Here is a 25,797-nt window from a genome sequence, read left to right on the forward strand (position 1 = left end):
TCGTCAGATAACCGTAGGCCATGACCGACCAGCAAATCCTGAGGTGGATGCCTTATGTCTTCCCAATCTTCTTCGTGGGAATGTGGCTGCTCATCTCGACATTGCTCGGGGTAATGTCGGGCTGGTTCAACCTCCAGCAGTGGTACGCCGACGACAATAGCGAGGAGCCGCTGCTGAAGCTCGGCTGGCAATCCGGGGTGATGGGGGTCGGCGTCAATCTCAACGGGATCTTGACGCTCGCTGCGAAACGGTCGGGCCTCTCGATCCGCATCTGGCGCATATTTGGCCCCTTCCGGAAGCCCCTCCTTGTGCCATGGAGCGAGATCAGTGCGGAGCCTGCGCGGAGCTTCTTCACTCAGATGGTCAAGCTCGGTCTCGGCAATCCGCCCAACGGTAGGCTGAAGATTAATGCGGCGACCTGGTCCAAATTGGTGGCCGTCGCTGGTCCAATCGCCAAAGTTCCTTTGCCGCCAGCCACGGCGGTCTCGCGCAAGTCAATGGCGTTGCGCATGTTTCTCGAGTGGGTCGTGATCACCGCAGGAGCTGCGACGTTCTTTTGGTTCGCTCCGTATTTCATCAGCCCTCCGGGCGAGAGAGTCGGTTTGCCGATCGTCATCTGCATTTTATTCCCGGCGATTGTATTCGGGTTAGGGCAATTGATCCGCTACGCCCGCGAAAGCTGATCGATCCTAACGTCCGCTTTCCACCCATTGCGGACACTAGCGATGCTGCGCAGAATAGCTCGATGTTCCGCACATCAAGTCTGGTCATGACCCTTCTGCTATTGTGCGCATGCGCACGCTCGACCACAGTGCGGTGCGCTCGGTCGCTTGCCGATAGCATTGTCGACACGAATGATTACATGTCGGTAAGAACGGAGATAATCCAATGCGGTCGGTGAAGACGGACGCCGCGCTCGACGCGTTGAACGATGAGCGCGACCATCTCGCAATCCAGATCAACCTTGCTGCCGATAGCGAAGGGCTCGATATGACGAGGCTCTCGGCGCTGCGTCAGAAGCTGGCGAGGCTCGAACTCAAAATCCAAAACTACCGGCCCGCGACCGCCTGATACCGAGCGCCTGCCAAAGCACTTGATGATTAGGTGGCGCCGTCAGTCCGTGCTAGAAGGGGTCATCGCACGGAACCTATTGTAAGCCTGTGCGGCTGAGAGACCCATCGCGCTCCCGCTTACTGTCGGGAGATATTCCGTGGACCTCAATTATTTTTACGCGCGCCATCAGGTGTCGCTCTTCATGGCCGATCATGCGGCTTGCGATCGCTCGCGGGCCGTTCACCGCGAATTTGCCGATGGCTATGCCGCCCGCATCGCCAGCGAGCGTTTCGACCGGCGGGCGATTGCGTCGTGAGCGGCAACGATAATGGCGTCGACGAGACAGAGCTCAAGCGCCTAGGCATTCAACGCGTGCCCACGGAAGTATTTCTGTGGGGCGGCTACCGATACAGCAATGCGCGAGACGCCATCGCCGCTGCTCGGCGGGCGGACGCCAAGTGAGCCGCGAGATATTCGTTAGGCTCGATGAGAAAAAGGTGATCGCAGACTGCGCAGCGGCCGGATTCACCATCTCGACCATCGAGCGCATCCCCAGTGGCGGCGTTCGACTAGTCCTCAGCAGCAGTTTCGGGGCGCATCAGATGCGGCAGAAGTACAAGTCTCAGCTCATCGAAGAGACCGTCACGCGCGAACGCATCCGTCCGCGCAAACCCAGTTGGTAAGGAAGCTTTCAGATGGCCAAGAGTCAGCAGAAGTCGAACAAGGAAATTCGAAAGCCGAAGAAGGCCAAGGTCAAGACAATCGCGGCCAATCCCTCGCAGAAGGGCGGAGCGCGCGGGCTCGAAAACCTGAAGAACGACTAGGTGCGGAACGATTATATGCGATCGCGAGATCCCGCCGGACAATATAGAACGGATCCTGGTGCCGGGCGCAGCCCGATGGTTTACGTTATTGGCGGTGCGTCACCCAGTTACATGACGGAAGCGATGTACCGGGCGCGGGGGGTCAAGCCGCCTTTTGAGGAACTGCCGACCGAGGCTGAATACGACGCCTAACTGAAACACTCCCGCTCGTGCCTGCGCACGCGGCTGGACCGGTGTGATTTCAGACTAACCCAAACGCCGGTTCAATTCGGCAACCCGTGTTTCGATGCGCTCGATGGCTTCCGGCGTAGTGGCCTGCAACTCTCGCAGGCCTTCCGCGTCAACGTGAGTAATTCGTCCGCTGCGCATGCCGCGTAAGAGTTTGACCAGCCGATCGCGTTCTTCGTGCCAACTTTCACTCATGGCCTCAACCGTAATTCTTGAAGAGCGGCGTCAGATGTCATCTGGCGCAACCTGCGTTCAGACATTGCCAAGTCTCACGGCCTGTCGCTCGCCTCGAACGGCCCCAAGCTCATAGGTAAGGCGCTGCCCCACCAAAGGCCGGATTTGCGGATTAAAGTAAATGCCGCTGCGCTCGAATACCAAATATTCGCCGCCACTGTCGGCTTCGATCAGGCCGCGTCCAAGAAGAGGGTTGAACGACTTCACCGTTCCGCAGAGCCTCATGTCGGCCGTTCTTCCGCGACAACCGCAACTTCGCTTTTCTCAGCTGGCGGCAGAGGAGACGCTAACGGTTCGCCTATGCGGGCTGTCGACACGTCGACGTGCAATATTTCAACCACACGATGCTTGCCTCGATCCGGTGTGATTAACACTTGCAGCGTGGTGCCCCGCGGAAGAGCCTCAAACCCTGCAGCTTGAAGCGCATCCCGGTGCAGGAAGGCGTCTCCCAGGCGATCGGCCAACTTGACGAAGCCGAACCGTTTCTCGCGGTTGAACCAACTAAGTTGACCAGCACAGACGGACTTCACCATTCGGATTTGCCCGCAAACTCCCCCGATCCGCGCAGATATGCCCGGCGCGGACCGGAGGTCCTCCCTAATGGGAGGGAACGGTCGGAACGGCGGAACTCGGATGCCAAGCGCCTCACCGCTTCAAGCTTGCTGAGTCGATACGGCGGGCGTCGTCGTCAAACTGATCGGCAACAGACCTTAAAGCCTGAAAGCCGCCTGACGTTCGTGCCCTCGATGCCAGTCGACGGCATGAGGCCGCTTGCTCGCGAAGCGAGTCAGCCGCCTCGCCTCGTGAAAGCGGCTCCATTAGGCTGCCGCTAATTTGAACGAAGACTTCGTGGCCGAGATGCGTGAAGCATAGCCCTCAGCAAGCTCGCGGTGGATGCGCCGCAACTCTTCTGAACTTGCAATCTGATCGGCCCTGAACAGCGAAATCTGGTGGCGTTGGTAATGGTCGCTGGGATCCACGTCGTGCTCTCCTCTGCGTAAGCGGGAGCACGGTTCGTCTCTCAGGCGCGCGGGCCTACGGTGAGATATTCCGCGCGATGATGGTTACTTAACACACCCCGTCCAATCTACCTAACGCGTTCTCACGCTGACGTATGTTTCGATCCGTCGCAGACCTGCCTTGGGGAACTGCCTCAATCATCGGATCCTCTCTCAGCAGACACGGGTGAGAAGCGCTGGGAACAGAGGGTAAAGAAGGTCGCGAAGAAACAGCTTTCGGAACGTTACTGCTGGCCCAATGATTGGACTTTCATGTCAGATGCGGCGAACCGCTTTCGGGATCGCGCGCGCGATTGCCTCAACCTAGCAAAAGGTGCTCGCTATGTTGGCGACCGCATCATGCTGGAAGAGATCGCGGCCGACCTAGAGGATGAAGCTAAGCGGATTGATTCGGAAGCACGGTCCAAGTCGTCGAAGCGTCCACCCGCTCAAGACGACCATCCGGATTAAGCCGTGCTACCAGGCGATCTCGTAGCCATATCTCGCAGCGCTTAGCGTCCGGCTTTAGCTCGCGCACTTTCTATCCACGGCGCAAAGCTACCGCACCGAGGCCATGCGCTTTGCCAGTCTGCGGAATGTCCACGTTCCACCCAATGCAGACATTAGCGCAGTGGCTGCTTCCGACCCATTGCGGACATTAAGAACCATTGCCACGATGCAGCCGATGGAGATGGCGCAATGATACTCTTTGCTGTTGTCGGCTTACTGGCTGCTGCCTTCTGCATTTGCCGCAGCATCGCGGATTTTCGCGCCAAGCGTTACGTCTGGGCAGCTGCTGGCATGCTCAGCGGCGCGGCTCTTTTGGTTACCCCAATGCAGACCCACGCTGTGAAGTTCGAGAAGTCCATACTGACCCAGCCAAAGTAAGCGCTGCCAAATGTCCGCTTACCACCCATTGCGGACATTAGGGTCGGCTGACATTCTGAAATGCATGAGATGGGCTGTGTTGTTGATGGCATCCGCACTTGCGGGCTGTGCTGGCCCGAAGAACTCATTCGTGGTCGACGATCCGCAAAGGCTCGTCCGGACCGCCACGCTTAGGCTGTGCGGTTCAGAGACTCCGCTGCTGCGGCAGGGTCAGCGCTTCTCGCTGTCAGCCCCAGTCAGGTGCGAAGGCGATGGAGAAATCAGGCTCGTCTATGCAGATCGCAGGTCGGAGCACTGCGTGGTCGGCTACGTCACGCCCCAAGCGCAGCAGGAATTCCGGTTCCGTGCGGAGCAGTCCTCCTGCAAGCCAATCAGCTAGCGTCCGTTTTCCACCCAAAGCAGACATTAGCCTCAGGCCGTCGCTAGCGCGGCGTCACTCACATAGGGGTTGGTCGCGCGTTCGTAGCCGAAGGTGGACATCTGGCCGTGGCCGGGGACGAAGGCGGTTTCGTCGCCCATCGGCCACAGGCGGGTGGTGATCGAGCGGAGCAGGTCCTGCTGATTGCCGTGGGGAAAGTCCCAGCGGCCGACCGAGCCCTTGAACAGGACGTCGCCGACCAATGCGAGGTTCGATTCGGGGTGGTGGAAGACGACGTGGCCGGGCGTGTGGCCGGGGCAGTGACGGACGTCGAGGGTCAGATTGCCAACGGTCACCTGGTCGCCGTCCGCCAGCCAGCGGTTGGACTCGAACGGACGGCCGGGGACGCCGTACTTGGCGCCGTCCTCGGCGAGGCGGTCGATCCAGTAACGGTCGCCCTCGTGCGGGCCTTCAATCTCGACGCCAAGCTCTTCGGCGAGGATGCCGGCGCTGCCGCAATGGTCGATGTGGCCGTGGGTCAGCAGGATCTTCTCGACCGTCACGCCGTGCTGCTGCGCTGCCGCCTTGAGGAGGTGCAGGTCGCCGCCCGGATCGCAGAAGGCGCCGCGCATTGTCGCGGTGCACCACAGCAGGGTGCAATTCTGCTGCAGCGGCGTGACCGGGATGATGGTCGCCTTCAGCGGGCGGTCGTTCGCTCCCTCAGCGCTCATTTGCCCTTGTCGAGGTCCGACAGCGCGGCAGGCTCGTTCTTCATCGACGCCGCGACCTTCTCCGCGCCGCGCAAGGCCCGCAGCACGTTGCCGCCGGCGAGCTTGGCAAGGTTGGCATCTGACCAGCCACGCTTGATCAGCTCGGCGAACACCAAGGGATAGGTCTCGACGCCGCCGAGGCCCGTCGGCGCGTAGGGGATCCCGTCGAGGTCGGCGCCGATGCCGACATGGTCGTAGCCCGCGACCTTGGCGACATGCTCGATATGGTCGGCGACGATGCGGACGTCGGTGTCCGGACGCGGGTGGGCAGCCTCCCAGGCCTTGAGGCCGGCGGCGACAGCGTCCTTGCTGGCGCGATTGAGCGATTTGAGGCGTGCTTCCTCGGCGCTCTGGTCGGCCCCCCATTTGTAGACCGCGTCGGAAATGAAGCCGGGGACCCAGTTGACCATGACCACGCCGCCATTGGCGGGCAGCAGCTTCAGCACGTCGTCGGGCACGTTGCGCGGGTGATCGACCAAGGCGCGTGCGGAGGAGTGGGAGAAGATGACCGGCGCCTTGCTGGCGGCTATCGCGTCCTTCATCGTCGCGGGCGCGACGTGGCTGAGGTCGACCAGCATGCCGATGCGGTTCATCTCATGCACCACCTCGACGCCGAACGGGCTGAGCCCGTCGTACTTGGGCTCGTCGGTCGCGGCGTCTGCCCATTCGGTGGTCTGGTTGTGGGTCAGCGTCATGTAGCGCGCGCCGAGGTTGTAGAACTGTCGCAGCGCGGCGAGCGAGCCGCCGATCTGGCGCCCGCCCTCGATGCCGATCAGCGAGGCGACCTTGCCCTTCTTGTGAATGCGGATGACGTCGTCGGCGGTGTAGGCCTGCTCGAGATCGTTGGGGTAAGCGGCGATCATCCGCTTGACGATGTCGATCTCCTGCAGCGTCTCGCGAATCGCGGCATCGCCAGTGATCGAGCCATCGATGTACACCGACCAGAACTGGCCGCCGACACGGCCGGCGTGAAGGCGCGCCATGTCGGTCATCAGCGCGCGCGGCTTCCGCTGGTCGGTTCCACTGGCGAGGCCCGTGATGTCGCGCTGGTAATTTTCGGCCAGTTGCTCGGCGATGTCGTTGTGACCGTCGATGAGCGGCGTCGTCTTGAGGATACGGTCGATCCGCGCCTGAACCTTGGGATCGATGGACTGAGCGGAAGCGGGCGCGGCAATGGCGGCGATCGCGGCGGCGACGAGCAGGGCTTTCTTCATGCATCGAGGTGTAGGAAGCGCGGCGGCGGCGCGCAATGCGGCGCGTGGAATCGGGGCTTGCCGTTTGTCCGTCCGCCGACGATGGAGGCGCGCAATGCACGATCTTGAAGAAACGATGCGCTTCGACCCCGACGACGGGATCGCCGATCTCGACACGCATCTCGACCGGTTGAAGCAGGCCGCGGAAGCGCAGGGCTTCAAGTTCGACCGGCACGCCGCGCGCAACGAGCTGCAGGCGGCGACGTTCGGCAAGCGGCGGCTATCGACGGCGCGGCTGGTGCTGTCGCCGACAGGAGCGATGGCGATCGAGGTTCGTCCGCTCTAGGCGGCGAGCGGAAAATGCAGCAGCCGGTCGGACACCGGCACAAGCGCCGCCGCGTTGCCGCCGACCGATTTCATGATTTCCGGATGGTGGGCATCGAGCCCGCCGGTCAGCGAACCAAAGGCCGGCATGATGATCTTTGTCGCCGAGCGCACGAAGCAGCGGCGCGAGACGCGGCGTCCGCGCAATTGTAGCCGCAGCTTGGGATGGAAATGGCCGGACAGTTCGGGCCGTGTTTCGTCCAGCACCGCTTCGTGGCGAAGGATGACGCCGCAAATCTCGACCTCGTCCGCAATCCGACCACCGCAGTGGTCGGCGAAGCCGGGATCGTGGTTGCCGACGATCCAGCTCCAATCAAGGCGCGCAGTCAGGCCCGTCAGCAGCGCGCGCGCATCGTCAGGCAGGCGGGCGCACCCGAAGCGATCATGAAAACTGTCGCCGAGGCAATAGAGCCGCGTCGCGCCGGTCTGATCGACTTCGGCGGCGAGTGCGGTCAGCGTCGCGTGCGAATCATAGGGCGGCAGGAACTGCCCGAACCGCGCGAACCAGCTCGCCTTTTCGAGGTGCAGGTCGGCGACCAGCAACGCCTGTTGCGACGGCCAGAAGAGCGCGCCAGATGGCGTCGCCTGAAACGTTTCGCCTGCGAACGAAAGGGGAACCATACGGCCGGTCTAACTGCCGGCCGGCGGTCACGCCAGCCCGAAATTATTCGTAGTCGTTGCCCGACGGGCTCGGACGCGGCGGGGCGGCCGCGGTCAGGCGCAGCGCCTCGGCGGCCTCGCTCAGCGACGCCAGCTCTTCCGTTTCGTCCTCTTCGTCGATCCGCACCTTCTGCAGGTTGGTGACGACCGCTTCCTGGAGGTCGCGCGGCTTGACGGTGACTTCCGCGATTTCGCGCAAGGCGACGACCGGGTTCTTGTCGCGGTCGCGATCGATGGTCAGGTCGGCACCGCCCGAGATCTGGCGCGCGCGCTGGGCGGCCAGCAGGACAAGATCGAACCGGTTGGGGATCTTGTCGACACAATCTTCAACGGTAACGCGCGCCATTCATCGCTCCGGGACTTAACGGACTTTCGGGAAGAGCGGCGAGATAGGGAAGACGGCCCGTTTCGTCAAGGAAACTGACGGCTTGCCAGCCTCTCGTCGCGCCGCCACATCGGAAGGCAATGGCGAAGGCGTCGGCAAAAGCAGCATCCCCCAAGGCCGCCCGGGTGCTGACGGTCGATGGCAATCGCCTGACGGTCTTGCCCGATGGGCCCGAGCGTCTCGATGCGTTGGTGGCGCTCATCGACGGCGCGCAGAAGTCCCTGCGCCTGCTTTACTACATCTTCATGGGCGACACGTCGGGAGAGCGCGTGCGTGCAGCGATCCTGTCGGCGATCGACCGGGGGGTCCAGGTCGCACTGCTGATCGACGGATTCGGGAGCAGCGATACGCCCGACGATTATTTCGCCGACCTGCCCAAGCGCGGCGCGAAGTTTTGCCGCTTCAACCCGTCGTACGGCCGGCGCTATCTGCTGCGGAATCATCAGAAGCTCGCGCTTGCCGATGCGGAAACGAAATCGCCGCGCATCCTGGTCGGCGGGTTCAATGTCGCCGACGATTATTTCGAGACCGTCGAGCAAGGCGCCTGGCGCGACATCGGCCTGCTCGTGGAAGGTCCGGCCGCGGCGCGGCTGGCGCCATATTTCGACAAGCTGATGGCATGGGCGCTCAAAAAGAATTCGCGGATGCGGACGCTGCGGCGGATGGTGTTCGACCACAGCGAGTCACGAGGAAAGCTCCAGTGGCAGCTGGGCGGACCGACGGCGAAGCTCAGCCCATGGGGCGTGGCGACGTGCCGCGACCTGACGCAGAGCCGCGACGTCGAGATGATCGCAGCGTATTTCGCGCCCACGTGGAGCCTGCTCCGGCGGATCGCGCGTGTGGGGCGGCGCGGACGGGCGCGGCTGATCACGGCGGCGAAGTCCGACAACACGGCGACCATCGCGGCTGCGCGCTTCACCTATCGCCGGCTGCTTCGGCGCGGCGTCGAGATTTACGAATATCGCGCGACCAAGCTGCACACCAAGCTCGTTGTGCTCGACGACGTCGTGCACATCGGCTCATCCAACCTCGACATCCGCAGTTTGTATTTGAACATGGAACTGATGCTGCGCGTCGACGACGGCGAGTTCGCGCAGATGATGCGCAACTATTTCGAGGGGGAGGTCGAGCAGAGCCAGCGGATCACGCCGGAACTGCAGAAGAAGCGCGCGACGTTGCTCAACCGCATCCGCTGGGCGGTATCATTCTTCCTGGTGACGAGCCTCGATTACGGCGTCACCCGCCGCGCGAACTTCGGGCTCAGCGGCGAATAAGCTCAGGCTTCGGCGTCGCCGTTGTACGCCCAGAAAAGGGTCGCCGGCGGCACGTTGATCCATTCGAAGCCGCGCTTGATCGGCGCGAAGTGCGGCTTGATGAAATCGAGCACCTTCGGGCTGAACTGGTAGACCAGAAACGCGCCGCCCTTGCGGACGACGTTCGAGGTCGCCTTGGCGATGGCGTCGCCCACGCCCGGCGGGAGCGTCGAGAAGGGTAGGCCCGACAGCACGTAGTCCGCCTTGCCGAGCTCGCGATCCGCAAGGATCTTTTCGACGTCGGCGGCCGACCCGGTCACCGTGACCAGGCGGGGATCGTCGATCCGCTCATTGAGATATTGCGTGAAGTCCGGGTTGGTATCGATCGTGACCAGTTTCGCGTCAGGTCCAAGCCGATCGAGGATCGGGCGGGTGAAGGTGCCGACGCCCGGGCCATATTCGACGAACAGCTTGGTGTTCGCCCAGTCGACCGGGTCGAGCATCTTGTCGATCAGCACGCGGCTCGACGGAATGATCGAGCCGACCATGACTGGATTCTTGATGAAGCCGCGGAGGAACTGCCACTGCGGGCTGGGCGCGCGGCGGTCGCGATTGCGCTGCAGCCGACGAGGACTTTTTAGCGTGCGCGCAGAAGAAGAAGGCATGAAGGCTCCGTGACGGGGCGATGGAGGGCCGGAGCGTTGGCAAATGCATCGGCCCTTGGCAAGGTTCCAACGCGACAAGCTGCGGATCCCACGGGACGATTCCGCAAAAGTTCATCGAACCGTGCCGCCACGGTTCCGCTCGGCGCACGCTTTTCCTATGCGTGGCGGGTGGCCCTGATCGCACGCAAACCCGCCGTCGGATCGACCGCGCTCACGACGCCGCATTTCCTGCTTCTGTACGCGGCGATGCTCGTCGCGGCGGCAGGGAATACCGCGCTGCAGTCGATCATGCCCGCGATTGGACGAGAGATCGGCATCGCCGATTTCTATGTCGCGATCGCTTACACCTGGTCCGCGGTGCTGTGGGTGCTGCTCGCCAATTATTGGGCGGAGAAAAGCGACCGCCACGGCCGCAAGACGCTGACGATGATGGGCGTCGGGGGGTTCATCGTGTCGATGACCTTGTGCGGCATCGCGCTGTACGCGGGTCTCAACCGATGGATCTCGGGCGCGCTGACGTTCGGATTGTTCGCCGTGTTCCGCGCCATCTACGGCGGCTTCGGTTGCGCGACGCCATCCGCAACGCAAGCCTATCTTGCCTCGAAGACCCGGCGCGGCGGGCGGGTCGCCGCTTTGTCGGCGCTGTCGTCGTCCTTCGGCTTGGGGACAATCATCGGCCCGGCAGTCGCGCCGTTGTTCGTATTGCCGGTGGTCGGACTGGCTGGCCCCTTGTTTGCGTTTGCGATCATCGCGGCAGCCGTGTTCTTCTCGATCCTGCGCTGGCTGCCGAACGATCACGGCGGCAGGCGGGCGGGACATGGCGCGGCGATGAGCTATCCCTCGCTTGCGACCACCCCAACAGGTGCCAGCGTCATCGCCTCGACATCACCGCGCCGGCAGAAGCGGCTGAGCTGGAGAGACCCGCGCGTGCGGCCGTGGATCCTCGCGGGCGTCGCGGCCGGACACGCGCAGGCGGCGACGCTGACGTGCATTGGCTTTTTTGTCATCGACCGGCTGCACCTCCCGCCATCCGGATCGGAAGGACCGATCGCGATCGTCATGATGGCCGGCGCGGTGGCGACGCTCGGTGCGCAATGGGGCCTTATCCCGCGATTGAACCTGTCGCCCCGCGCACTGATCCTATGGGGCGCATTGATCGCGGCCATCGGCTTGCTGGGCACGATGCTGTCCGCCGATCTGTACGGCATCACGATCGGGTTCGCCGTCGCCTCGCTCGGCTTTGGATTTACCCGCCCGGGGTTCACCGCCGGCGCGTCGCTTGCCGTCCCGCTCGCGGAGCAGGGCGCGGTCGCGGGCGTTATCACCGCCGCCAACGGCATCAGCTACGTGCTGGCGCCGGCACTTGGCATCAGCCTCTACGGCTGGTGGCACAACGCGCCGTTCGCGGTGTTCGCCGTGCTGCTGCTTGGGCTGGCGGTGTTGGGCCGCCAGCGCCTCGCCGCTTAGTCCTTCCCGCCGGCCTTGGGCCGCAGCATCCCCGGCAGCACGAACCCGATGCCCGGCATCGGGCGCGTCGCTTCGCTCTTCAGTGTGTCCTGGATGCGCTGATATTCTTCGAGCATCTCGGCGGTGACCGACGCACGGGTCTCGCCCAGCGCGACCTCGAAGTCGGCCATGGTCACATTGGCTTCCTCCAGCCCGCGACGAAGCGCGGTTAGGCCCGCGCGGCGCACGAGGTCCTCGAGGTCCGCACCGGTGAATCGCTCGGTCCGGCGCGCAATCGCTTCCAGATCGACGTCCTTGGACAGCGGCATGCCTTCGGTGTGGATCGCAAGGATGCGGCGACGGCCGGCCGTGTCGGGCACGCCGACGTAAATCAGCTCGTCGAAGCGGCCTGGGCGTAGCAGCGCCGGGTCGATCAGCGTCGGGCGATTGGTCGCGCCGATGACGACGACGTTCTGCAGCTCCTCGAGGCCATCCATTTCCGCGAGGATGGTGTTGACCACGCGCTCGGTGACCTGCGGTTCGCCAAGGCCGCCGCCGCGCGCCGGAACCAGGCTGTCGAGCTCATCGATGAAGATGATCGTCGGTGCGACCTGGCGCGCGCGGTTAAACAGGCGGGCAATCTGCTGCTCGCTCTCTCCGTACCATTTGCTGAGCAGGTCGGACGACTTGGTGGCGATGAAGTTCGCCTCCGCTTCGCGCGCCGCGGCCTTGGCGAGCAAGGTCTTGCCGGTCCCGGGCGGGCCATAGAGCAGGAAGCCTTTGGCTGGACGGATGCCGATGCGGCGGAAAGCTTCGGGATGCTTGAGCGGAAGTTCGACGCCTTCGCGCAAACGCTCGCGCGCTTCGTCGAGACCGCCGACATCGTCCCAGCGGATGGTCGGGGCTTCGACCATGACCTCGCGCATCGCGGACGGCTGCACGCGCTTCAGGGCGTTGTCGAAGTCGCGCAACTCGACCGATAGCGAATCGAGGACATCCGGTGGGATGACATCGTCGGCGAGATTGAGCCGGGGCATGATGCGGCGCACGGCTTCCAGCGCGGCCTCGCGCGTCAGCGACGCGATGTCGGCGCCGACGAACCCGTAGGTGCGGCGGGCGAGGTCATCGAGATCGACGTCGGGCGCCAGCGGCATTCCGCGCGTGTGGATGCCGAGGATCTCGCGGCGGCCCGGCTGGTCAGGGACGCCGACAATGATTTCCCGGTCGAAGCGGCCCGGACGGCGGAGCGCTTCGTCGATCGCCTCAGGCCGGTTGGTGGCCGCGATCACGACCGTGTTCTGGCGCGGCTCGATCCCGTCGAGCAGGGTCAGCAACTGAGCCACCAGCCGCTTTTCCGCCTCGCCGCTGACCTGGCCGCGCTTTGGCGCGATCGAATCGATTTCGTCGATAAAGATGATCGACGGCGCATTCTCGGCGGCCTGCTCGAACAGCTCGCGCAGGCGACGCTCGCTCTCACCGTACGCGGAACCCATCACCTCCGGGCCCGCAATGTGGAAGAACTTCGCCGAGCTTTCATTGGCGACAGCGCGAGCCAGCAAGGTCTTGCCGGTGCCGGGCGGGCCGTGGAGCAGCACGCCCTTCGGCGGATCGACACCGAGGCGCTGGAACAGCTCAGGGTGGCGGAGCGGCAGCTCGACCATCTCCCGCAGCGCATCGATGGTGTCGCGCATGCCGCCGAGGTCGTCGTAGGTTACGTCCGCGCGGCGTTCGCCGTCCTGCGCGGTATATTCAGGAAGCAGCTCGACGGTGGTCTTGGCGTCGATGTGGACGATGCCCTGCGGCGCCGTCGAGACGACCACCAGCCGCAATTCCTGGAGCGCGAAGGCTGGCGCGTTGAGCAATTGGCGGATGTTGTCGGGAACGTCGGCGTTGACGCGCTGGTGCGCATTGGTTGCGACCGTGTCGCTGGCGGTCAGCGGGCGGCCAGCAAAGGTGCGCTTCAGCGCGTCGGACGATCCCTGAAGCCGGACGTTGGGCTGGGCAGGCGCGAAGACCACGCGGGTGGCGGGCTTCGATTCGGCCTTGCGAACCTCGACGAAATCGCCCGACCCGACGCCGGCGTTGGCGCGCTGCAGGCCGTCGAGGCGGATGATGTCGATATTCTCATCTTCGCCATAAGGGCGGATCGCGCGGGCGGCAGTGGTGCGTTTGCCGACAATCTCGATCACGTCGCCTTCGCTAAGGCCCAGTTCGTCCATGAGGCGGTCGGGCAAGCGAGCGAAGCCGCGGCCGCTGTCGGCGGGAGGCAGGCTGGCGACCTGAACCTTGCGCGACGTCACGCGATCGATCGTGTCTGCTTGCGGCATATTGTCTCCTGACCCGCTCTCGTCCCACCATGCCAACGGCGCGAGGCCGCGGCGGTTTCCCCTAATATTTGATCGACCCCGCGATTTTACGAGTGACGGCGCGCGGCACGAGCCTTCCGCTGAACGCGCCAAGTTTGTTTACGAGGCCCGGCACCACCACCGCCTTGTTCTTTGCAAGGCCGTCGAGACCCGCCTTCACGACGCCCGGCGCATCCATCGCAACACGGTCGAACAGGCCGTTGCCGCCGAAGCCGGCAACGTCTCCGAACTCGGTCCGCGTCGGTCCCGGGCACAGGCACGATACGCGAACGCCATGTGGCTTCAGCTCTTCGTGCAGCGCTTCGCTGAGCGACAGGACGAACGCCTTGGTCGCGAAATAGACGGCCATCTTCGGCCCCGGCTGGAAGGCGGCCGTCGAGGCCACATTGAGGATGCCGCCAGACTTGCGCTTGATCATGCCCGGCGCGACGGCGCGGCAGAGGTCGGTCAGCGTCGCGACATTGAGGTCGATCATCTGCCGCTCGCGCTTGGCGTCGAGCTCCGCGAACTTGCCGATCAAGCCGAAGCCCGCATTGTTGATCAGCAGGTCGACGGTCTCGCCATTCGCCTCGAGGTCGGCGAGGAGCTTCGCCGCGCTGCCAGCCTTGGACAGGTCGATGGTGACCGCGCGCGCCTTGCCCAGTTCCTTGGCCAGCGCGTCGAGCCGGTCGGTGCGGCGGGCGGCCAGGACGAGGCGGTGGCCGTCGGCGGCGAGCTGGCGCGCGAATTCCACGCCAAGCCCGGCCGAAGCGCCAGTGATGAGGGCGACCTTCTTCAGGCGACGGTCGCTTTGACGATCGTGCCCGGCTCGCGCGGCGGTTCGCCGACCGGCAGGGCGTCGACATATTCCATGCCGCTCTCGACCTGGCCCCAGACGGTATACTGGTTGTCGAGGAAGCGGGCGTCGCCGAAGCAGATGAAGAATTGGCTGTTGGCGCTGTTGGGGTCGCTGGTGCGGGCCATCGAGCAGGTGCCGCGGACGTGCGGCTCGCTCGAGAATTCCTGCTTGAGGTTCGGCTTGTCGGAGCCGGACATGCCGGTGCCGGTCGGGTCGCCGCCCTGGGCCATGAAGCCCGGGATCACGCGGTGAAACTTCACGCCGTCATAGAAGCCGCTGCTGGCGAGGTCGGTGATGCGCTCGACATGGCCCGGCGCGACGTCGGGGCGGAGCTTGATGACGACATCGCCGCCGGTCGAGAGGTTGAAGGTAAGACGGTCGGCCATGGTAATGCTCCTGATTGAATTGCGCGCCGTTTAGGCACGTGGGCACGGTTGCGCCAGAGCGGCGGCGACCATAGGAGGGCGTCGCAACGACCAACCGAGGGAGCGACATGGCCGACAACGACCTCCTCCCCGACGCCCAGCCGCACGAATCGCAGTCCCCGGTCGACAAGGAAGACCGGCTGCGCACGGATTTCGTCGACAGCGTGCTGGATGCGGTCGAAGCCGGCGACGACGAGACCGCGCGCAATCTGGTCCAGCCTCTGCACCCGGCCGACGTTGCCGACCTGATCGAGCTCGCCCGCGCCGATGAGCGCGAGGGCCTCGTCAAGGCGCTCGCCGGGATCATCAGCCCCGACGTGCTGGCCGAGCTCAACGATTACGTCCGTGAAGAGCTGATCGACGAGATGGAGCCGCAGCAGGTCGCGGACATCGCCGGTCAGCTGGACACGGACGACGCGGTCGCGTTGATCGAGGATCTCGACGCCGACGACCAGCAGGCGGTGCTGCGGGCGATGGAGCCCGACGACCGCGCCGCGGTCGAGGAAGCCCTCAGCTTTCCGGAGGAGTCCGCCGGACGCCTCATGCAGCGCGATCTGTGCGCGGTGCCGGAGCATTGGAAGGTCGGGCAGGTCATCGACTACCTGCGGTCGAACGCAGAGCTGCCGACGGACTTCTGGGAAGTGTTCGTGGTCAGTCCCGACCACCACCCGGTCGGAACGTGCAAGCTGTCGACCATCCTGCGAACGCCGCGGACGAAGATGGTCAGCGAGATCATGGCGCGCGAGCAGACCCTGATCCCGGTCGACATGGATCAGGAGGACGTCGCGAGGCGCTTCCAGAAGTACGCGCTCGTGTCCGCTGCGGTGACCGACGACAGTGGGCGTCTCGTCGGCATGATCACCGTCGACGACATCGTGCACATCATCCAGCAGGAGGCCGGCGAGGACATCACCTTGCTGTCCGGTGCGGGCGAAGGCGACATCAACGAGCCCTTGCCGATGACCATCCGCACGCGCGTCGCGTGGCTGGTGGTGAACCTGGGCGCGACGATCTGCACCGCATCCGTGGTCGGCCTGTTCCGTGGCGAGATCGGGCGCTTCGCAATCCTCGCCGCGCTGATGCCAATCGTCTCGGCACTCGGCGGGAATGCGGGGACGCAGACTCTTGCAGTCGTGGTGCGCGCTCTGGCCACGAACCAGCTGACGAGCGCCAACACCGCGTGGATGCTGCTGCGCGAGTTCCGCATTGCGATTGCTAACGGCGCGGCGCTTGGCCTGGTTGGCGCAATCGGAAGCTACGTCGTCCTGGGTAACGCGACGCTCTCAGTGGTGTTCGGCATGGCGATGCTGATCAACAGCCTGGTCGCCGGCCTCGTCGGGGTGCTGGTGCCGGTCACGCTCGACAAGGCGCGTCTGGACCCGGCCGTGGCCTCGGCGGTTTTCGTGACCACGATGACCGACGTCATGGGTTTCTTCACCTTTCTCGGTCTCGCGGCGCTCTTCCTCGTTCCCTAAACGCTTGAAATCGCTGCGCTCTCGAAGCAAATCGCGCCCGTGCCGAAACTTCACATGACCAAGGTGGCATTCGCCTGCCGCGACCTCGAGGCGCTCCAGGCGCGGATTGCTTCGCGCGCGGTCGGTGACGAGCTGCGCGTGCCGACGCGCATGCGTCCCAAGCGCGCTGCCGAGCTGGTCGGCGGGTCGCTGCACTGGATCGTGAAGCACCGGATTATCGCCCGGCAGGAAATTCTCAGTTTCGCGGACCGCGAGGACGGCCGCATCGACATCGTCTGCTCGGCCGAGCTGGAGACCGTCGCCCCGATGCCGCGCCGTGCGCACCAGGGCTGGCGCTATCTTGAAAACGACGACGCGCCGTCGACCGAAGATGACGGCAGCGGGCTCGGCACACTGCCTCCGCGGCTCTACGGACGGCTCGCCGCTCTGGCCCTTTTATAGTCGGCGAGCCGACGTTATCGGACCCTCCAGTCAACAGGGAGGCTTCACATGACCACGCTCACCACGTCCGCGCTGATCGACTCGAAGGTCGCTGACCGCGCCATGCTCAGCCATCCCTTCTACCAGGCGTGGACCGAGGGACGGCTCCCGCTCGCCACGTTGCGCGACTACGCTCGTCAGTATTTCCATCACGTCGAAGCCTTTCCGCGCGCGGTGAGCGCGGTGCACAGCGCCTGCCCGGATCGCGACGGCCGCCGGATGCTGGCCGAGAACCTGGCCGAGGAAGAAGGCATCGAGGCGGGCAAGCAGGATCACGCCAGCCTGTGGATGATGTTCGCCTGCGGGCTCGGGGAAAGTGAAGACGCCGTGCGCGCACAGCAGCTGAACGGCGAGACGCAGACCCTGATCGACACGTTCCGCAAGCTGTCGCGGCAATCCTATGCCGCGGGCCTTGGCGCACTATACGCCTACGAAAGCCAGTTCCCCGGCGTCGCCAGCGCGAAGATCGAGGGTCTGATCGACCGCTACGGCATCGAGGACGAGGCGACGCTGCGCTTCTTCCGCGTCCACGAAAGCGCGGACGTCGAGCATAGCGCGGTGTGCCGTTCACTGCTCGACCGCCTGACGGAGAATGAAAAGGCCGAAGCCGTCGCGGCCGGCGAAGAGCTTGCCGGCGCGCTGTGGAATTTCCTCTCGGGCGTGGAGGCCCGCGCGACGATCAATTAGTGGTTTTGCAGCCGCTGACGGTCGTCGAGCCGGCGACCTTCAGCGTGCAGGCCGGCCGTCCGGCAAAGCGGATGGTCGCGTTGCCCGTCCCGTCGACCTTCACCGAATTGGTCACGTTGGCGTCGACGGTCGCTGCACCCTCGGCGCCGACGGTCGCATCAGTGGCCTGAAGATCGGACGCAATCAGTGTCGAAATTCCGCGGACGAGCGCCGTCAGCTTCTTGGTTTTCCCGGACAGCTTGGCATTTGCACTGCCGACCAGGCCAACATTCAGCTGGTCGACGTCGACGCTGTCGATCTGCGCGTCGCCCGCGCCTTGCACCGACAAGGCGAAGCTCAGTCCCTTCACGCGGGAAATGGATAGTGAGCCGGCGCCGTTGACCCAGGCGTTGCTGAGCTCGTGCACCCCGATCGCGATTTCGACAGGGCCGGCGTCGGCGCCCGGGTAGCCGCCCCACGACCCGCTTCCGGGATGCACCACCAAGGTGTCGCCGCGCACGTCGATGGCTACGCGATCGAGCGCGGCGTTATTTCCCGTGGCCTTGGCGAAGGGCGGAATGCCTGTCGTCACCGTGACCTTGTACGGCCCGTCGACCCGGATCTTGGTGAAGCCCGAGACGCCGAAATTACGGCTGGCGGCGGAAGCCGGCGAAGCAATCGCGGCCAGCATCGCCGCGACGATCAGGGAGGTGCGCATGCGCCCACCTCCCACGATTGTGGTTAACGACCGCCTAAGAGCAGCGAACGTCACCCGAGCCGGCCTTGTTGATCTTGCACTTGGCGCCGCCGCTGATGTCGACGTCGCCATTCCCCATGATGTCCACGTCCGCAGTCCGCGTCGCGTGGGCACGCACGCTGCCCGATCCGGCGATCGACACCTTGATGTCCTCGGTCTGCAATTGCGCGGCATCGACATCGCCCGATCCGGCGATGTCATATTTGGCGGAAGCCGCCTTGCCCGCGCCCTTGATGCTGCCCGAGCCTGCGATGTCAACCTTCAGGTCCTGAACATCGAGCGTGCCCACGTCGAGGTCGCCCGAACCGGCGACGACGCCCTTGAAGTCGTCCGCTTTCACCTTGTCGATGCGGATGCCGCCCGAGCCGGCGATGGTCGCGCCGGTCAATTGCGGGACGGTGACCATCATCGTTGCCTTGCCGTGGGTCGACCAGCCGCCAAAGTTGAACCAGCTGCGCTTCTGGCCAGGGCGGATGATCAGCTTTCCATTCTTCACTTCGACGACCGTCTTCTCGAGAAGCTTTTGCGATCCGTTCGCCGACACGCTGGGGTTGGCGCCGGTGCGCACCTGCACCTCATACGGACCCGCGACCTCGATCTGTTCGAAATTGCCGACCTGATAGTTGCGCGAGACAGCCGGGCCAGCGTCCTCGTCGTCCGAGCTGTGCACGTTGCAGGCCGACAAGGCGGCGGATGCAGCGATGGTGGCGATGATGGTGGTACGCATGGTGTCAATTTCCCCGTTTATGCGGTGGATGATGCCAGAAAAGTCGCGCGCGGCAATGCCGTCAGGAACAGCGGACGTCGCCGGACCCGCCACCATGGATGGTGCACTTCGCGCCGCCGGTGACGCTGACATCGCCGGAGCCCATGATGGTGATGTCGGCAGAGTCGGACGCTTGCAGCGAGACATCGCCGGACCCGCAGATCGAGATGCGAGCTTCGGCGACTTCGACATCTTCGGCGCTGATGTCTCCCGATCCGGCGGTCTCGAACGAACCGTTGGTGATGGTGCCGCCATCGATCGAGCAGTCGCCGGACCCGAATAGCGAAAACCTCGCCTGATCGACACTGATGTTGGCAATCGTCAGATCGCCGGATCCGGCGAGCGTCGCCTCGAACTCATCGCCTTCACATTGGTCGATCGATACGTCCCCGGAGCCATTCACAGACAGCTTGAACGCTGACGACGCAATCGTTTCGATCGTCAGATCGCCTGAGCGGAGCAGCGAGACCTCGGCGCGGTCGCCGTTGAGTTCGTCGATCTGGACGTCGCCCGATCCAGCCAAGGAAATCCTGGCGCTCCCGCTGGTCAGCGACTCGATGGAGACATCGCCGGAACCGCAACTGGCACATTCGAAAACATCGCCTTCCACGCGGTCGATCGTCACATCGCCGGAGCCCGTCAGCTGCACCGATTTCAATTCTTCGAGCGTGACGACGATCGAAACAGCCTCGTCCAGACCATCGTCCGTGCAACCGATAAACAGGCGCGCACCATCTTGCTCAATGGAAAGGGCGGCGAGGCCCTCGTCTGACCCGGAAGCTTCCACGCCGCAGCTCTCGCCAGTCTGAATTTCGACGTCGAACGGTCCGGACACGTGCACCTGGTCGAAGGGCTGCACGTCGAACGTTTTGTCCTCGCCGCGAACGTCATGCCGCGGATGCCGACGGTCCCGGTCTCTCCGGCCATCGCGCTCCTGCTCGCGGCGGGCCTGATAATGCGTGACGATGGCTTCGAGTATCTCAATCGCGAGCTGGCGGGGCATGACGACCTCCTAATCAGTGTATTACAACACCAATACACAATCGGAAGTTCCGTCGCAATGAGAATCCGTGTGTGGGGTTGCCCGTCGATGGAGGTTCGGTCGATACGACGCGACGACTATTGCGGAGAGACGGATGGCAGCAGCCGACAAGCCGGTGCGGAGAGTCACGATCGTCGGCGGGGGAACCGCCGGGTGGATGACCGCCGCCGTGCTATCCCAGTGGCTTAGCAAGGTTGAGATCACGCTGGTCGAATCTGAAGAGATCGGCACCGTGGGTGTGGGGGAGGCCACGATCCCACACATCCGCAATTTCTTCGCGCTGGCTGGGGTCGATATTCTGCAGATGATGGCCGCGACCAAGGCGACCTTCAAACTCGGGATTCAGTTCGTCGACTGGGGCGCGCCCGGCGAAAAGTACATTCACGGTTTCGGGAAGATCGGCCGCGACATGCTCTGGCTGCATCCCCACCAATTGTGGCTGGCCGCGCGTGAGCGGGCGCCGGATCAGGTGAAGCATTTCGACCATTATTCGCTCAACTGCGTGGCGTCGCTCCGCAACAAATTCGCCTTCCCCGACACGCGCAACCCGAACCTGCCGCTCGCGGATATCGATTACGCCTTTCACTTCGATGCATCGCTGCTCGCCCGCTTCCTCCGGACCGAAAGCGAAGCGCGGGGCGTGAAGCGTGTCGAAGGCCGCATCGTCCACGTGATCAAAAACGGTGAAAACGGCTACGTGGAAAAGGTCGTCCTGACCGACGGCCGCGAGGTTGAAGGCGACCTCTTCGTCGACTGCTCCGGAATGCGCGGGTTGCTGATCGGCGATGCGATGGGCATCGGCTACGAAAGCTGGAGCCGGTGGTTGCTGTGTGATCGTGCGCAGGCGGTGCCTTGCGAAAGCGTCGAACCGGTGACGCCCTATACCCGCTCCACGGCGAGGCGGGCAGGCTGGCAGTGGCGCATCCCGCTGCAGCACCGCATTGGCAACGGCTACGTCTATGCGTCCGGCCTCATCAGCGACGACGAGGTGGCGGGGTCGCTGCTGGCGGGACTCGATGGCGCCGCCCAAGCGGACCCCCGCCCAGTGAAGTTCGCCCCCGGGCGCAGGCTGGAGTCGTGGCACAAGAATGTTGTCGCGATCGGCCTTTCCTCGGGCTTTCTCGAGCCGCTGGAGTCGACCAGCATTCACCTCATCCAGACCGGCGTTCATCGCTTGCTCGCCATGTTCCCGGCGGAAAATTTCGCCGAGGCGGACGTCGCGGAATATAATCGCCAGGCGCGGACCGAATATGAGGATGTCCGCGACTTCATTATCGCGCATTACAAGGTGACACGTCGAAGCGGCGATCCGTTTTGGGATCACGTGCGCGAAATGGACGTGCCGGACACATTGAACGAGCGCTTCGACCTCTTCCGCTCATCCGGGCGCTTCTTCAAGCGCAGCGCTCAGGAACTGTTCGCCGAAGAAAGCTGGGTGCAGGTTCTGCTGGGCCAAGGTTTTGAGGCGCGCGCCGACCCAGTCACCGAATTCGTCCCCATCGATGACATCACAGGGTTCCTCAAGGACGTTGAAGAGGTCATCGACGAAGCTGCCGGCCGAATGATGGATCACGGCGAGTTCGTCCGCCGATTGCCGACCAGCACGGAGGCGGCCACCGCGCAGCTCAAGGCCGAAGCTGCTTCCCCGCAAGTCAGCTTCAGCCTGCGTTACGAAGGGTTTGGCGCGAGCTGACTTCGTGTCGCTCAAGCCACAGCGTGGCGGAAATTCACGGCTGAACGAACGGTAGGATTGACTCGGCCTGCGTGCGCGGCATTTATCCGGCCTTCGGTTAGCGAGGGCTCGGGCTTTTGTGTAACCGGTTACATCACCGAATCTCGGGAGAGGGGACCCAGGTGAACACGACTTCTAACCGGCGCCAGCTCACATCTGGCATTTCAATCATCGCCATCGCCGCCGCCATGGGCTTCGCAACGCCCGCGAGCGCGCAAGAACAAACCGCTAGTCTTCAGGGCCACGTCGAAGGCGCGGCTGCCGGCGCACAGGTTGTCGCGACTGACCAGCTAACCGGCCAGAAGGGCGTCGGCACCGTCGACGCGCAGGGAAATTACACCATTCTCGGGCTGCGTCCGTCGACCTACTCGGTCGCGGTGGCGGGCAAGGATGCGCAGTCGACGACGCTGCTCGTCGGTCAGACCGTCACGCTCGATTTCGGCACACCGGCCGCGGCCGCTGCCGCCACCGCTGGGGGGCGCATTGTCGTTACCGGCCGGCGAACCGCGCAGCCGACCCAGGCGCAGACCGTCGCGACAAACATCACGACCGCGCAGATTGAAAACCTGCCGCAGAACCAGCGCAACTTCCTGAGCTTCGCCGACCTGGCACCAGGCGTCGCGGTGACTCGCGGCGGCAATGCGCAGCTGCAAGCCGGCGCGCTGTCGTCATCGAATACCAACGTCCTGCTCGACGGGATGAGCTTCAAGAACCCCATCAACCACGGTGGTGTGTTTGGGCAGAATTTCGGTCTCGGCAACCCGTTCCCGCAGGTCGCCATTCAGGAATATCAAATCCAGACGCAGAACTTCGGCGCCGAAACCGGTCAGGCCGGTTCGGCGGTGATTTCCGCCATCACCAAGACCGGCGGCAACAAGATCCATGGCTCGGCCTTCATCCAATGGCAGCCGAAGAGCTTCATCGAACAGCCGTATTTCGACAAGAAGGCCGGCCTGAAGAAGCCGCCGTATGACCGGAAGCAATTCGGCGGCGAAATCGGCGGGCCGATCATCCCGGGCAAGCTGCATTTCTATCTAGCGGCTGAAGGTCTCTCGCAGAAGCTGCCGAGTTCGACCGGCAACGTCCTGCCGATCTTCCCATCAGCGCTGGTCAGCCAGGTGAACGTCTCCCACAACGGCGACTTCCACCAAGGTCTCTATTTCGGCAAGCTGACCTACTACATGTCGCCGTCCGACACGTTCAACCTGATTGGGTACGTGCGTCGTGAAAGCAATTTGACCGACATTGCCGGCAACGCGACGGAGAGCCACGGGCGTCACATTCTGACCCGCCAGACGCGCGGTCAGTTCCAGTGGACGCACACCCAGGGCAATTTCTACAATCAGTTCAACGCCGCATGGGACAAGGGCGAGCAATCCACTCCGCGGGTCACGACGGGTCCTGAATTCGTGCTTTCCAACGGAACGGGCACGGACTTTTCCGAAGGTATCCTGACGGGCGCCCACTTCTTCGAGCAAGGCGACAAGCAGCGCTACATCACGCTGAAGAACGATTCGACGCTTCGCCTCGGCACCAACACTGTGAAGTTTGGCGGGCTGCTGAATTTCATGAGTCTCTCGCGCACGGTCGCGAATGCCTTCGACGGTCGTTATTACTATCCCAATCCGGGGCCGTCCGGCACGTTTGATCCCGCGACCAACCAGCCCTATGGCGCGCGCATCAATGTCCAGCCGTCGCCGACGCTCAATGCCAAGAATACGCAAATGGGCCTGTATGTGCAGGACGAATGGAAGCCCGATGACCGCTGGACGGTCAACGCCGGCATCCGTTGGGATTACGAGACCAACGATCACAACAACAAGTATGTGACCCCGACGGCGATCGCGACCGCGCTCCGCAACTATCAGGGTTGGCAGGCGCGCGGCATCGACCCGAACGATTACATCTCCACGGGCAACAACCGGAAGGCGGATTGGAAGCGGTTCCAGCCGCGTCTCGGCGTCTCGTACGACGTGCACGGTGACCGCGACTTGATCCTGTTCGGCGGCGCTGGCCGTTACTACGATCGGCCGCTGTTCATCGAAGGGGTGATCGAAACGCTCACCAATTCGAACAACATCCGCACCGTGTTCTTCTGCCCGAACGGCGGCGCCAGCCAGGGCACTGGCACGGGCGTCGATGCGGCCAATTGCGCACGCTTCACTTCGGCGCTTCGCGATCCGGCGGCGCTTCGTACGCTGGCTGCCTCCCAGAACGGCTCGGGCGGCGATGTCTTCGTCTTGCCGAACAAGCTCCGGAGCCCATATTCGGATCAGTTCGACATCGGCGTCCGCAAGCGGTTCGGCGACATCACGGCCGAGCTGACCTACAGCCACATTGAATCGCACCACATCTTCATGTTCGAGCGGGCGAATTTCTACTCGAACGGCTGGTATTCGCGGCGGCTGACAACGAATTCCACGGGCGCGGTAATCGGTTGCACCGATGGCGGTATTCAGTGGATCCAGGACTTCACGCCGGGCACGAACTACGCCGCCTGCCCCGCGCAGAACGGGCAGCTTGCCGGTTTCTCGGGCAAGTTGAACCGCGGCGCGGACAATGGTCGTGCGCGGTACGACGCAATCTACGTGAAGATCGAAAAGCCGTTCACCGACCGCGCCACCTGGGGCTTCACGCAGGCGCTCACGGTGTCGAATGGCCGCAGCAATGTTGCCCAGGAACTCAACAGCGACGAGTTCTACAACGGCCCGTTCCTCGACAGCTACGGCTGGAATCGGGTCAACGGTACGGAGAAGTGGCGGTCGGTTACCTCAGCGACCTTCCGGGCTCCTTACGGTTTCACGCTGTCGGGCCTGCTTACGCTGACCTCCGGTCCGTCTTTCGGCAAACTGCTGGCGCCGTGGAACAGCAGCATTCAGCCGCCGGATGGCGCCTGCTGCTACGCCAACTTCGGCGGCGTCTACTTCCCCAAGAAGGACATCGGCTACAAGCGGCTCGACCTGCGTGTCGCCAAGACCTTCAAGATGCCGTGGGGCCACGAAGCGACGATCGACTTCGCCGCGTTCAACGTCTTCAACTGGCTCAACCGCAATTATTCGGCCTGGGGTGCCGGCGCGGGCGACAATCCGCCGCTCAAGGAAAACAGTCAGGTCGGCAACGATCAACGCGAGTTCCAGGTGGGCCTCAAGTACAAGTTCTAAGCGTCCGAAGACGTGGAGAGGGAGGCGGAAACGCCTCCCTCTTTTCATGATAGGAGATGGCGTGAGGCCCGCGCTCCATCGAATCGGAAACGAGCAGGCACCCGTCGTTGTCATTGACGGATTCAGCGGCCGGCTCGACGAGATTCTCAACCTCGCCGACGCGCTGGCGCCCTATCCCGAAATCGCGGGCAGCTATTATCCCGGCGTGCGGCGGGTAATCACCGCGGCGGACCGCGCGAACGACTACGTGGAGAAGAGTTGCGGCGAGGCTGGGCAATTCATCGCCGGCGCCTTCGATATCGACAAGTTCAAGCTGCTCGAAGCGAGCTTCTCAATCGTGACGACCGATCCCGCCGACCTTTCGTCTCCACAACGAGCGCCGCATTTCGATTCGCCTGATCCGAAGCATTTCGCCATGCTTCACTATCTGCGCGTTCCCACCGGTTCGGGGACCGCATTCTATCGGCAGCGGGCGACCGGCATCGAACGCGTAACCGAGCGTAACATCGCGCAATTCGTCACCGCGGCTGAGCGTGATGCCGCTCAGCTCAAAGCGGGGTCGGGCTACATCAACAGTTCGGATCGATTTTTCGAACAGATCGCGGCATTCGAGGCGATCCCGGATCGCCTGTTGATCTACCAAGGCGGCCTGCTTCATTCGGGTATCATTCCCGCGGGCATGAACTTCAGCGCCGATCCGCAACGGGGCCGCCTCACGGCTAATTTCTTCCTGCTTGGACGATAGGAGAA

General features: G+C 63.7%; 31 protein-coding genes. 16 read left to right on the forward strand and 15 right to left on the reverse strand.

Translation table 11 applies throughout. The features are described 5' to 3' along the window. Positions 1-20 precede the first annotated feature (20 nt). The 6 genes from QU596_RS10720 to QU596_RS10745 all read left to right on the forward strand — a co-directional run bounded on the left by QU596_RS10720 (position 21) and on the right by QU596_RS10745 (position 1,877). Positions 21-683 carry a hypothetical protein gene (locus QU596_RS10720; RefSeq protein WP_308515503.1) on the forward strand — a complete coding sequence of 221 codons (663 nt, stop codon included), beginning with the start codon at positions 21-23 and terminating at the stop codon, positions 681-683. 205 nt (positions 684-888) lie between these two features. Continuing rightward, positions 889-1,071, forward strand: a complete 183-nt coding sequence (locus QU596_RS10725) for a hypothetical protein (protein WP_308515504.1) — start codon at positions 889-891, stop codon at positions 1,069-1,071. A gap of 139 nt (positions 1,072-1,210) precedes the next feature. Continuing rightward, positions 1,211-1,369: a hypothetical protein gene (locus QU596_RS10730; protein WP_308515505.1), complete on the forward strand. Its 159-nt coding sequence runs from the start codon at positions 1,211-1,213 to the stop codon at positions 1,367-1,369. Then, entirely contained in the window at positions 1,366-1,515 is a 150-nt protein-coding gene (locus QU596_RS10735; RefSeq protein WP_308515506.1) for a hypothetical protein, read from the forward strand. Before QU596_RS10730 ends, QU596_RS10735 begins: the two co-directional genes overlap by 4 nt. Further along, complete coding sequence (locus tag QU596_RS10740; RefSeq protein ID WP_308515507.1) at positions 1,512-1,736, forward strand: hypothetical protein; 225 nt, start codon at positions 1,512-1,514, stop codon at positions 1,734-1,736. The genes QU596_RS10735 and QU596_RS10740 overlap by 4 nt, the downstream gene beginning before the upstream one ends. A 12-nt stretch (positions 1,737-1,748) precedes the next feature. Continuing rightward, positions 1,749-1,877 carry a hypothetical protein gene (locus QU596_RS10745; RefSeq protein WP_308515508.1) on the forward strand — a complete coding sequence of 43 codons (129 nt, stop codon included), beginning with the start codon at positions 1,749-1,751 and terminating at the stop codon, positions 1,875-1,877. A gap of 246 nt (positions 1,878-2,123) precedes the next feature. Here QU596_RS10745 and QU596_RS10750 read toward each other — a convergent pair whose 3' ends face one another. From QU596_RS10750 to QU596_RS10765, 4 genes are all read right to left on the reverse strand, one after another. Beyond that, complete coding sequence (locus tag QU596_RS10750) at positions 2,124-2,300, reverse strand: hypothetical protein (RefSeq protein ID WP_308515509.1); 177 nt, start codon at positions 2,298-2,300, stop codon at positions 2,124-2,126. 57 nt (positions 2,301-2,357) lie between these two features. Beyond that, complete coding sequence (locus tag QU596_RS10755) at positions 2,358-2,546, reverse strand: hypothetical protein (protein ID WP_308515510.1); 189 nt, start codon at positions 2,544-2,546, stop codon at positions 2,358-2,360. 14 nt (positions 2,547-2,560) lie between these two features. Next, positions 2,561-2,872, reverse strand: coding sequence for a cold shock domain-containing protein (locus QU596_RS10760; RefSeq protein WP_308515511.1), 312 nt, complete (start codon positions 2,870-2,872; stop codon positions 2,561-2,563). Positions 2,873-3,157: 285 nt separating this feature from the next. Continuing rightward, the gene (locus QU596_RS10765) at positions 3,158-3,319 is read right to left on the reverse strand and encodes a hypothetical protein (RefSeq protein WP_308515512.1); all 162 of its coding nucleotides are present in this window, start codon (positions 3,317-3,319) and stop codon (positions 3,158-3,160) included. A 717-nt stretch (positions 3,320-4,036) separates the two neighbouring features. On the opposite strand from QU596_RS10765, the gene QU596_RS10770 reads away from it, so the two are divergent. Beyond that, positions 4,037-4,225 carry a hypothetical protein gene (locus QU596_RS10770; RefSeq protein WP_308515513.1) on the forward strand — a complete coding sequence of 63 codons (189 nt, stop codon included), beginning with the start codon at positions 4,037-4,039 and terminating at the stop codon, positions 4,223-4,225. A gap of 411 nt (positions 4,226-4,636) precedes the next feature. Here QU596_RS10770 and QU596_RS10775 read toward each other — a convergent pair whose 3' ends face one another. Both QU596_RS10775 and QU596_RS10780 read right to left on the reverse strand, forming a co-directional pair. Then, a complete protein-coding gene (locus QU596_RS10775) occupies positions 4,637-5,314 on the reverse strand; it encodes an MBL fold metallo-hydrolase (protein ID WP_308515514.1) in 678 nt (225 codons plus the stop codon). After that, positions 5,311-6,567: a dipeptidase gene (locus QU596_RS10780; protein ID WP_308515515.1), complete on the reverse strand. Its 1,257-nt coding sequence runs from the start codon at positions 6,565-6,567 to the stop codon at positions 5,311-5,313. Before QU596_RS10780 ends, QU596_RS10775 begins: the two co-directional genes overlap by 4 nt. Positions 6,568-6,661: 94 nt before the next feature. On the opposite strand from QU596_RS10780, the gene QU596_RS10785 reads away from it, so the two are divergent. Further along, complete coding sequence (locus tag QU596_RS10785) at positions 6,662-6,892, forward strand: aminotransferase class IV (RefSeq protein WP_308515516.1); 231 nt, start codon at positions 6,662-6,664, stop codon at positions 6,890-6,892. Here the strand turns inward: QU596_RS10785 and pdeM are convergent. Both pdeM and rpoZ read right to left on the reverse strand, forming a co-directional pair. Continuing rightward, the gene (gene pdeM, locus QU596_RS10790; RefSeq protein WP_308515517.1) at positions 6,889-7,551 is read right to left on the reverse strand and encodes a ligase-associated DNA damage response endonuclease PdeM; all 663 of its coding nucleotides are present in this window, start codon (positions 7,549-7,551) and stop codon (positions 6,889-6,891) included. The genes QU596_RS10785 and pdeM overlap by 4 nt on opposite strands. A gap of 43 nt (positions 7,552-7,594) precedes the next feature. Beyond that, positions 7,595-7,936 carry a DNA-directed RNA polymerase subunit omega gene (rpoZ, locus tag QU596_RS10795; protein WP_308515518.1) on the reverse strand — a complete coding sequence of 114 codons (342 nt, stop codon included), beginning with the start codon at positions 7,934-7,936 and terminating at the stop codon, positions 7,595-7,597. Positions 7,937-8,055: 119 nt separating this feature from the next. On the opposite strand from rpoZ, the gene QU596_RS10800 reads away from it, so the two are divergent. Further along, positions 8,056-9,249 carry a phospholipase D-like domain-containing protein gene (locus tag QU596_RS10800; protein ID WP_308515519.1) on the forward strand — a complete coding sequence of 398 codons (1,194 nt, stop codon included), beginning with the start codon at positions 8,056-8,058 and terminating at the stop codon, positions 9,247-9,249. A 2-nt stretch (positions 9,250-9,251) separates the two neighbouring features. Here the strand turns inward: QU596_RS10800 and QU596_RS10805 are convergent, their stop codons facing one another. Continuing rightward, positions 9,252-9,893, reverse strand: a complete 642-nt coding sequence (locus tag QU596_RS10805) for a class I SAM-dependent methyltransferase (protein ID WP_308515520.1) — start codon at positions 9,891-9,893, stop codon at positions 9,252-9,254. A 168-nt stretch (positions 9,894-10,061) separates the two neighbouring features. Between QU596_RS10805 and QU596_RS10810 the strand changes: the two genes are divergently transcribed. Next, positions 10,062-11,360, forward strand: coding sequence for an MFS transporter (locus QU596_RS10810; RefSeq protein WP_308515521.1), 1,299 nt, complete (start codon positions 10,062-10,064; stop codon positions 11,358-11,360). On the opposite strand, the gene QU596_RS10815 is transcribed toward QU596_RS10810, so the two are convergent. The 3 genes from QU596_RS10815 to QU596_RS10825 form a co-directional block, all read right to left on the reverse strand. Then, positions 11,357-13,666, reverse strand: a complete 2,310-nt coding sequence (locus tag QU596_RS10815) for a CDC48 family AAA ATPase (protein ID WP_308515522.1) — start codon at positions 13,664-13,666, stop codon at positions 11,357-11,359. The genes QU596_RS10810 and QU596_RS10815 overlap by 4 nt on opposite strands. A 61-nt stretch (positions 13,667-13,727) precedes the next feature. Beyond that, positions 13,728-14,438, reverse strand: a complete 711-nt coding sequence (locus QU596_RS10820) for an SDR family NAD(P)-dependent oxidoreductase (protein ID WP_420030917.1) — start codon at positions 14,436-14,438, stop codon at positions 13,728-13,730. Positions 14,439-14,479: 41 nt separating this feature from the next. Next, positions 14,480-14,929, reverse strand: a complete 450-nt coding sequence (locus QU596_RS10825; protein ID WP_308515523.1) for a peptidylprolyl isomerase — start codon at positions 14,927-14,929, stop codon at positions 14,480-14,482. A 107-nt stretch (positions 14,930-15,036) separates the two neighbouring features. Here QU596_RS10825 and mgtE point away from each other — a divergent pair, with 107 nt between their 5' ends. The 3 genes from mgtE to QU596_RS10840 are packed head-to-tail and all read left to right on the forward strand — an operon-like array spanning position 15,037 to position 17,610. Then, the gene (mgtE, locus tag QU596_RS10830) at positions 15,037-16,443 is read left to right on the forward strand and encodes a magnesium transporter (RefSeq protein ID WP_308515524.1); all 1,407 of its coding nucleotides are present in this window, start codon (positions 15,037-15,039) and stop codon (positions 16,441-16,443) included. 39 nt (positions 16,444-16,482) lie between these two features. Then, the gene (locus QU596_RS10835; protein WP_308515525.1) at positions 16,483-16,884 is read left to right on the forward strand and encodes a DUF1489 family protein; all 402 of its coding nucleotides are present in this window, start codon (positions 16,483-16,485) and stop codon (positions 16,882-16,884) included. A gap of 48 nt (positions 16,885-16,932) precedes the next feature. Next, the gene (locus QU596_RS10840) at positions 16,933-17,610 is read left to right on the forward strand and encodes a CADD family putative folate metabolism protein (protein WP_308515526.1); all 678 of its coding nucleotides are present in this window, start codon (positions 16,933-16,935) and stop codon (positions 17,608-17,610) included. Here the strand turns inward: QU596_RS10840 and QU596_RS10845 are convergent. The 3 genes from QU596_RS10845 to QU596_RS10855 all read right to left on the reverse strand — a co-directional run bounded on the left by QU596_RS10845 (position 17,603) and on the right by QU596_RS10855 (position 20,115). Continuing rightward, on the reverse strand, positions 17,603-18,307 hold the full coding sequence (locus QU596_RS10845) for a GIN domain-containing protein (RefSeq protein WP_308515527.1): 705 nt from the start codon (positions 18,305-18,307) through the stop codon (positions 17,603-17,605). The genes QU596_RS10840 and QU596_RS10845 overlap by 8 nt on opposite strands. 34 nt (positions 18,308-18,341) lie before the next feature. Next, positions 18,342-19,073 (reverse strand): head GIN domain-containing protein, encoded by a 732-nt coding sequence (locus QU596_RS10850; protein ID WP_308515528.1) that lies wholly within the window; start codon positions 19,071-19,073, stop codon positions 18,342-18,344. Between the two features lie 61 nt (positions 19,074-19,134). After that, positions 19,135-20,115, reverse strand: a complete 981-nt coding sequence (locus QU596_RS10855) for a GIN domain-containing protein (RefSeq protein ID WP_308515529.1) — start codon at positions 20,113-20,115, stop codon at positions 19,135-19,137. Between the two features lie 133 nt (positions 20,116-20,248). Between QU596_RS10855 and QU596_RS10860 the strand changes: the two genes are divergently transcribed. From QU596_RS10860 to QU596_RS10870, 3 genes are all read left to right on the forward strand, one after another. Further along, positions 20,249-21,847 (forward strand): tryptophan halogenase family protein, encoded by a 1,599-nt coding sequence (locus tag QU596_RS10860; protein ID WP_308515530.1) that lies wholly within the window; start codon positions 20,249-20,251, stop codon positions 21,845-21,847. A 161-nt stretch (positions 21,848-22,008) separates the two neighbouring features. After that, the gene (locus QU596_RS10865; protein WP_308515531.1) at positions 22,009-25,047 is read left to right on the forward strand and encodes a TonB-dependent receptor; all 3,039 of its coding nucleotides are present in this window, start codon (positions 22,009-22,011) and stop codon (positions 25,045-25,047) included. A 61-nt stretch (positions 25,048-25,108) separates the two neighbouring features. Further along, positions 25,109-25,792, forward strand: a complete 684-nt coding sequence (locus QU596_RS10870) for a DUF6445 family protein (protein WP_308515532.1) — start codon at positions 25,109-25,111, stop codon at positions 25,790-25,792. Positions 25,793-25,797 lie beyond the last annotated feature (5 nt).

This window comes from Sphingomonas flavescens, assembly GCF_030866745.1.
Taxonomy (GTDB): Bacteria; Pseudomonadota; Alphaproteobacteria; order Sphingomonadales; family Sphingomonadaceae; genus Sphingomicrobium; species Sphingomicrobium flavescens.

What these genes read in the sequence shown, in the direction of transcription:
- QU596_RS10825 (WP_308515523.1), bottom strand. Translation starts at nt 14,929, where the DNA reads ATGGCCGACCGTCTTACCTTCAACCTCTCGACCGGCGGCGATGTCGTC.
- QU596_RS10770 (WP_308515513.1), top strand. Translation starts at nt 4,037, where the DNA reads ATGATACTCTTTGCTGTTGTCGGCTTACTGGCTGCTGCCTTCTGCATT.
- QU596_RS10840 (WP_308515526.1), top strand. Translation starts at nt 16,933, where the DNA reads ATGACCACGCTCACCACGTCCGCGCTGATCGACTCGAAGGTCGCTGAC.
- QU596_RS10855 (WP_308515529.1), bottom strand. Translation starts at nt 20,115, where the DNA reads ATGCCCCGCCAGCTCGCGATTGAGATACTCGAAGCCATCGTCACGCAT.
- QU596_RS10750 (WP_308515509.1), bottom strand. Translation starts at nt 2,300, where the DNA reads ATGAGTGAAAGTTGGCACGAAGAACGCGATCGGCTGGTCAAACTCTTA.
- rpoZ (WP_308515518.1), bottom strand. Translation starts at nt 7,936, where the DNA reads ATGGCGCGCGTTACCGTTGAAGATTGTGTCGACAAGATCCCCAACCGG.
- QU596_RS10850 (WP_308515528.1), bottom strand. Translation starts at nt 19,073, where the DNA reads ATGCGTACCACCATCATCGCCACCATCGCTGCATCCGCCGCCTTGTCG.
- pdeM (WP_308515517.1), bottom strand. Translation starts at nt 7,551, where the DNA reads ATGGTTCCCCTTTCGTTCGCAGGCGAAACGTTTCAGGCGACGCCATCT.
- QU596_RS10725 (WP_308515504.1), top strand. Translation starts at nt 889, where the DNA reads ATGCGGTCGGTGAAGACGGACGCCGCGCTCGACGCGTTGAACGATGAG.
- QU596_RS10805 (WP_308515520.1), bottom strand. Translation starts at nt 9,893, where the DNA reads ATGCCTTCTTCTTCTGCGCGCACGCTAAAAAGTCCTCGTCGGCTGCAG.
- QU596_RS10815 (WP_308515522.1), bottom strand. Translation starts at nt 13,666, where the DNA reads ATGCCGCAAGCAGACACGATCGATCGCGTGACGTCGCGCAAGGTTCAG.
- QU596_RS10800 (WP_308515519.1), top strand. Translation starts at nt 8,056, where the DNA reads ATGGCGAAGGCGTCGGCAAAAGCAGCATCCCCCAAGGCCGCCCGGGTG.
- QU596_RS10780 (WP_308515515.1), bottom strand. Translation starts at nt 6,567, where the DNA reads ATGAAGAAAGCCCTGCTCGTCGCCGCCGCGATCGCCGCCATTGCCGCG.
- QU596_RS10720 (WP_308515503.1), top strand. Translation starts at nt 21, where the DNA reads ATGACCGACCAGCAAATCCTGAGGTGGATGCCTTATGTCTTCCCAATC.
- QU596_RS10845 (WP_308515527.1), bottom strand. Translation starts at nt 18,307, where the DNA reads ATGCGCACCTCCCTGATCGTCGCGGCGATGCTGGCCGCGATTGCTTCG.
- QU596_RS10785 (WP_308515516.1), top strand. Translation starts at nt 6,662, where the DNA reads ATGCACGATCTTGAAGAAACGATGCGCTTCGACCCCGACGACGGGATC.
- QU596_RS10760 (WP_308515511.1), bottom strand. Translation starts at nt 2,872, where the DNA reads ATGGTGAAGTCCGTCTGTGCTGGTCAACTTAGTTGGTTCAACCGCGAG.
- QU596_RS10775 (WP_308515514.1), bottom strand. Translation starts at nt 5,314, where the DNA reads ATGAGCGCTGAGGGAGCGAACGACCGCCCGCTGAAGGCGACCATCATC.
- QU596_RS10860 (WP_308515530.1), top strand. Translation starts at nt 20,249, where the DNA reads ATGGCAGCAGCCGACAAGCCGGTGCGGAGAGTCACGATCGTCGGCGGG.
- QU596_RS10745 (WP_308515508.1), top strand. Translation starts at nt 1,749, where the DNA reads ATGGCCAAGAGTCAGCAGAAGTCGAACAAGGAAATTCGAAAGCCGAAG.
- mgtE (WP_308515524.1), top strand. Translation starts at nt 15,037, where the DNA reads ATGGCCGACAACGACCTCCTCCCCGACGCCCAGCCGCACGAATCGCAG.